This is a genomic window from Pseudomonas sp. 2VD, from assembly GCF_005503585.1.
GTDB lineage: Bacteria > Pseudomonadota > Gammaproteobacteria > Pseudomonadales > Pseudomonadaceae > Pseudomonas > Pseudomonas aeruginosa.
The window spans coordinates 1-5,524 of record NZ_SCND01000385.1 but is presented as its reverse complement, the minus strand read 5'-3'; the positions used below and the strand labels follow the sequence as shown (position 1 = coordinate 5,524).

6 protein-coding genes and 1 tRNA gene are annotated in these 5,524 nt (G+C 61.2%); 1 reads left to right on the top strand and 6 read right to left on the bottom strand.

Annotated elements, in window-relative coordinates; genetic code table 11:
* A partial coding sequence (locus FFS27_RS27750; RefSeq protein WP_137952350.1) for a site-specific integrase occupies nt 1-1,113 on the top strand: 1,113 nt, incomplete at its 5' end.
* Nucleotides 1,114-1,481: 368 nt separating this feature from the next.
* Here the strand turns inward: FFS27_RS27750 and FFS27_RS27740 are convergent.
* The 6 genes from FFS27_RS27740 to tolB all read right to left on the bottom strand — a co-directional run.
* Nucleotides 1,482-1,557, bottom strand: a tRNA-Lys gene (locus FFS27_RS27740).
* Nucleotides 1,558-1,616: 59 nt separating this feature from the next.
* Nucleotides 1,617-2,291, bottom strand: a complete 675-nt coding sequence (queC, locus tag FFS27_RS27735) for a 7-cyano-7-deazaguanine synthase QueC (RefSeq protein ID WP_003111415.1) — start codon at nt 2,289-2,291, stop codon at nt 1,617-1,619.
* 15 nt (nt 2,292-2,306) lie between these two features.
* A complete protein-coding gene (gene queE, locus FFS27_RS27730; RefSeq protein WP_003111416.1) occupies nt 2,307-2,954 on the bottom strand; it encodes a 7-carboxy-7-deazaguanine synthase QueE in 648 nt (215 codons plus the stop codon).
* Nucleotides 2,955-3,173: 219 nt separating this feature from the next.
* Nucleotides 3,174-3,998, bottom strand: a complete 825-nt coding sequence (gene ybgF, locus FFS27_RS27725) for a tol-pal system protein YbgF (protein ID WP_003140772.1) — start codon at nt 3,996-3,998, stop codon at nt 3,174-3,176.
* Between the two features lie 9 nt (nt 3,999-4,007).
* Nucleotides 4,008-4,514 (bottom strand): peptidoglycan-associated lipoprotein Pal, encoded by a 507-nt coding sequence (gene pal / locus FFS27_RS27720; RefSeq protein ID WP_003111417.1) that lies wholly within the window; start codon nt 4,512-4,514, stop codon nt 4,008-4,010.
* A gap of 52 nt (nt 4,515-4,566) precedes the next feature.
* On the bottom strand, nt 4,567-5,524 hold a 958-nt coding region (gene tolB / locus FFS27_RS27715), incomplete at its 5' end, for a Tol-Pal system beta propeller repeat protein TolB (RefSeq protein WP_137952349.1).

Genomic DNA, 5,524 nt, shown 5'->3' with positions numbered 1-5,524 from the left:
GAACAAGGCCTGTCCAAGCGGAGCTGGAACACGTATTCGAATCATCTGCGAACGATCTGGGGCTATGCCATCGAGCACGAGCTGGTGACGCACTCCCAAGTCAACCCGTTCAGAAAGACCACCGTCATCCCCCCCAGGCGAGCAAGCAAAACCGTCGCAGCCGAAGCCATCCTGCGCGCCCGCAATTGGCTCAACATGCAGGTCGGCGCCGAGCGCTGCACCGGCGATCGCGCACGCATCACTCCCGCCTGGTTCTGGCTTTGCACGTTTGAGGTCTTCTACTACACCGGCATCCGGTTGAATGCGCTGCTGTGCATCCGCAAGCGCGACATCGACTGGGATAATCAACTGATCCTCATCCGCGGCGAGACTGAGAAGACTCACAAAGAGTTCGTAGTGCCGATAACGGAGGGGCTTGTGCCTCACCTATCGAGGCTCCTGCAAGAGGCCGATAGAGCCGGATTCGCCGATGACGACCAGTTGTTCAACGTCAACCGGTTCTCACCGCACTACAAGAGCAAGGTGATGAACTCCGACCAGGTCGAAGCCATGTACCGGAAGTTGACCGAGAAGATTGGGGTGCGGATGACCCCGCACCGTTTCCGACACACCCTGGCCACCGACTTGATGAAAGCACCCGAGCGGAACATTCACCTCACGAAGTGCCTGCTCAACCACTCGAATATCCAGACCACGATGAGCTACATCGAGGCCGACTACGATCACATGCGTGCCGTGCTGCATGCTAGAAGCCTGGCCCAAGGCGCGCTGGAGAATGTCAGGAAGGTGGATTACAGCGGCTCCCCGCAAGCCTCTGCCAAACCGAAGCCATGCGGGCAACCTCTCGCTCGAGTGAGTGAAGCGCCGCCACCGGAGGCCAGGACAGAGCCTGCAGAACCAAGGGAGCACACGCCAGGGACAGGCATTCAGGGAGGTCCAACCGCGTGGGAAGCAGATGCGCTACCACAGCCACCTGACACCTTCGAGCCAAGCGTGCTGTTCACTCTGATGGCTCAAAACTTATCGAACCGTGCCGCCTCGGCATCCGCGGCTCCCGCTGCAACAAGCGGATCAGGCGGATGGGGATCTGCCGCCCGAAGCAATCTCGCCTAGCGATACCGGTACTGAGGGCCGGCTACCGGACGAAAGGTAGCCGTGCCTTCCAGCAGATCGTTAGGCCTGTAGGAAAAATCTGGAATTACCGAGAGCGCCTGGATTCCAGCGCCGGCATGCTGGCAGAGCCAGCGCAATTTCAAGGCCAATACCACAGTACCCTCTGTAATCGCTGATTACGTCGGGGGCGCATTGCTACGCCTGCAGAATGGTTTCAGAGCCTTAGAAACAGAAAAGCCCACCTAGAAAGGCGGGCTATTCCATATTGACATCACGTCAATGCGGGCCTAATGTTCGGCCCAGACGGCTGCTAGACAAGAACCGGCGTAACACCCCTTCCTAGCCTATGCAACTCGCCCCTCAGAAAATGGTGGGTCGTGTAGGATTCGAACCTACGACCAATTGGTTAAAAGCCAACTGCTCTACCGACTGAGCTAACGACCCAACGCGAGGCGTATAATACTGATTTCTAACGTAAAAACAACACCTCTCGCGAATTTTTTTCAGAAATATGGCGTCGGGTCGGAAATACCAGCCGCCGCGAAGCCATCCGCACGCAGCCGGCAGCTATCGCATTTGCCGCACGCACGTCCCTGCTCATCGGCTTGATAACAGGACACCGTCAGGCCGTAATCCACCCCGCGCGCCACGCCCGCCTGGATGATCTGCGCCTTGGACAGATACTGCAGCGGCGCCTGGATGCGGAAGCCATTGCCTTCCACGCCCGCCTTGGTTGCCAGGTTCGCCATGCGTTCGAAAGCCTCGACGAACTCAGGGCGACAATCCGGATAACCAGAGTAATCCACCGCATTCACACCGATGAAGATGTCACGGGCATCCAGGACCTCGGCCCAGCCCAGGGCGAGCGAGAGGAACACCGTATTGCGCGCCGGCACGTAAGTCACCGGTATACCTTCGCTAGGCGACTCGGGCACCGCGATGCTCTCGTCGGTCAATGCCGAGCCGCCCATGCCATTGAGGTCGAGCCCTATCACCTTGTGCTCGATCACGCCCAACTGCCGGGCCACGCGCTCGGCGGCCTGCAGCTCGGCGCGATGGCGCTGGCCGTAGTCGAAACTCATGGTGTAGCAGGCGTAGCCGTCGGCCTTGGCCATGGCGACAACGGTGGCGGAGTCGAGGCCGCCGGAGAGCAGGATGACCGCTTTCTTCTGGTTCATGATGGATTCCTCGTCTCAATGGCCCGGTTCGTCGTTCCAGAGAATCTTGTGCAGTTGCAATTGCAGGCGGACCGGCAGGTTGTCGGCCACGATCCAATCGGCCAGTTCTCGCGCGCTGACCTGATGGTGGCTCGGCGAGAACAGGACTTCACCGGCACGCTGGTCGAGGCGGTACTCGATCAGCTTGGATACCGCCCAGTCGTAGTCCTCTCGCGAACAGACGACAAACTTCACCTGATCGTTGTCGGTCAGCAACGGGATATTTTCGTATCGGTTGCGTCCGACCTCGCCAGATCCCGGCGTCTTGAGGTCGAGAACCTTGCTTACGCGCGGGTCGACCCGTGACACATCGAGGGCCCCGCTGGTTTCCAGGGAAACCTCGTAGCCGGCGTCGCAAAGCCGCTCCAGCAGAGAAATGCAATTCGGCTGGGCCAGCGGCTCCCCGCCGGTCACGCAGATGTAGCGAGGCTTGTAGGTGGCAACCCGCTCGAGAATAGCGTCCAGGCTAACGACGTCGCCGCCGCTGAAGGCATAGGCGGTATCGCAATAGTGACAGCGCAGGGGGCAGCCGGTCAGGCGCACGAAGACCGTCGGCAAGCCGGCGGTACGTGTTTCCCCCTGCAACGAGTAGAAAATCTCGGTGATGCGCAGGGTCTGTTGCATATTCAGCCACGGGCGTGACGACTGAACAGGTCGTCCGCCTCCGTTGCGGTAAATGAAGGGGCGCCACGGAACGTATCCTGTCGTGGCACTCGAAATCCCGGAAGGTCTCGCGAGGAGAGGCACGAAGATCAGCCGAGCTGAAACCATGCAGCTTCACGGGGGCGCCGATTCTAACGAAAAAACCCGCGACAGGCGCGGGTTTGTTCATCGGGAACGGGGTCAGCGAAGGTTCTTCAGGTCGCGCTGCGCCAGTTGGGCGGCCGAAGTGCCCGGGTACTGGGAAATGACCTGCTGGAGGATGCCCTTGGCCTTGTCGTTGTTACCCAGGCGACGCTCGACGTCCGCCAGCTTGTACAGCGAGTCGGGCACCTTCTGGCTGCTGGGGTAGCTCTGGCTGACCCGCGCGAAAGCCTGGCCGGCACCTTGCAGGTCGCCCTTGGCCAGGTTCACCTCGCCGAGCCAGTACTGGGCGTTGCCGGAGTACTGGCTGTTCGGGTACTTGCGCAAGAAGGCATTGAACGCCTGGCTCGCCTTGTCGAAATCCTTGCTCTTTATCAGGTCGAAGGCCGCGTCGTAGTAGAGCTTCTCCTTCGCCGGGTCGCCCGGCTCGCTACTCGGCGCCGGTGCGTTGTTGCCTGCGGGAGCCGCAGGCGCCCCATTGGCGTTGATGGCGCCAGCGGGTGCGGAATTCTGTGCAGCGGGAGCGCCACCACCGGAAATCCGACGGTCGAGGTCCTGGTAGCGTTCCAGGCTTTCCTGCTTGAGCTGCTGGATCTGGTTCTGCTGTTCCTCGAGCGTGCCACGCAGGCGAGCCAACTCGTCCTGCATCTGCTGGAGCTGCATGAACAGTTCGCCCTGCACGGAGGTAGGGGTTGTCACCCCACCTCCGGCAAAGGCGCCGCCGGCACCTGCCGTGCCATACCCGGAAGGAGGAACGTTGCCGCCATTGTTGGCGGCAACGCCGTCATACACAGGAACTTCCGCCCAGGCCGCGAATGGCAGGCTGAGCGCGAGGAACGTCAGGACACGCAGGTGCTTGGGCATAACGACTTCTTACTTCTTCAGCTCGACGCGACGGTTCTGAGCCCAGGACTGCTCGTCGTGGCCGGTGGCGACCGGACGCTCTTTACCGTAGGAAACCAGTTCCAGCTGGGCCGGCGAAACGCCCTGCAGCACCAGGTAGCGCTGAACGGCCTTGGCACGACGCTCGCCCAGAGCCATGTTGTACTCGCGGGTGCCACGTTCGTCGGTGTGGCCTTCCAGCACTACGCGCTGACCGCTGCCTTTCAGGTCTTTCGCGTGTACGTCCAGAGCGCGCATGGCTTCCGGCTTCAGGTCGGAGCTGTCGTACTCGAAGTAGAAGGTGGTGATCGCACGCAGAGCGGCTTCGTCGCTCAGGCTGCCGTCAACGGCACCGCTGTTGGCGCCATAGCCTGCGTTCGGGTCGACGCCGCCATTGGCACCTTCACCGGAAGCATCGCCGCCCTTGGAGGAGCAACCCACAGCCACAGCCATGGCCAGAGCCAGCGCAGCAAATTTGCCGAATTTCAGCATTTCCATCATGTAACTCCTAATGAACCCCAGTGTATAAGTTTGTAACCGTTGGCGACCGTCAGTTCAGGTAAGGGGACCAGGAAGGCTCGCGCACATCGCCCTGAGCGGTAGGGAGAGGTATCCGTACGCGTCCGTTGATGGATACGAGCATCAGCACGCCCCGGTCCTGCTGGCGGGTGGCGTAGATTAGCATGGTGCCATTGGGCGCAACAGTGGGCGAATCGTCCAGAGTGGTGTTCGACAGCACCCGCAGATTGCCGCGCTGGAGGTCCTGGGCGGCGATCTGGAAGTTGGTGTAGCCCTGCTGGCGGTGAACCATTACCAGGGTCTTCTCGTCGGCCGAGAGTTTCGGGTTGGCGTTGTAGTTGCCGATGAAGGTTACCCGGTCCACGGCACCGCTGTTCACGTTCATCTTGTAGATCTGCGGCTTGCCGCCACGGTCCGAGGTGAAGTACAGGGTAGAGCCGTCCTTGCCCCAGAAGGGTTCGGTATCGATCGCCAGGTTGTTGGTCAGGCGGCGCAGGGCGCGGCTGCCAAGGTCCATGACGTAGATTTCCGGGTTGCCGTCGCGCGACAGGACGAAGGCCAGGCGGTTGCCGTCAGGGGAGAATGCCGGAGCGCCATTCAGGCCCTCGAAATTGGTGATCTGCTCACGACGGCCAGTATCGACGTACTGGATGAAGATACGCGGGCGCTTCTGTTCGAAGGAGACATAGGCGATACGGCGGCCATCGGGCGAGAAGCGCGGCGACACGATGGGCTCGCGCGACTGCAGCAGGGTCACCGGGCGGGCGCCGTCGTAGTCGGAGCGCTGCAAGGTGTAGCGGGTGTTGTCGACCGAGAAACGCTCGGCGGTGACATAGAGCATCTTGGTGGAGAACGCGCCCTTGATACCGGTGAGCTTCTCGAACGACTGGTCGGCGATGTAGTGCGACATGTCGCGGAGCTGATCGGTGCTGCCGGTCACGCTGCCGGTCAGGACCTGCTGCTCGGTGCCGACATCGAACAATGCGTAC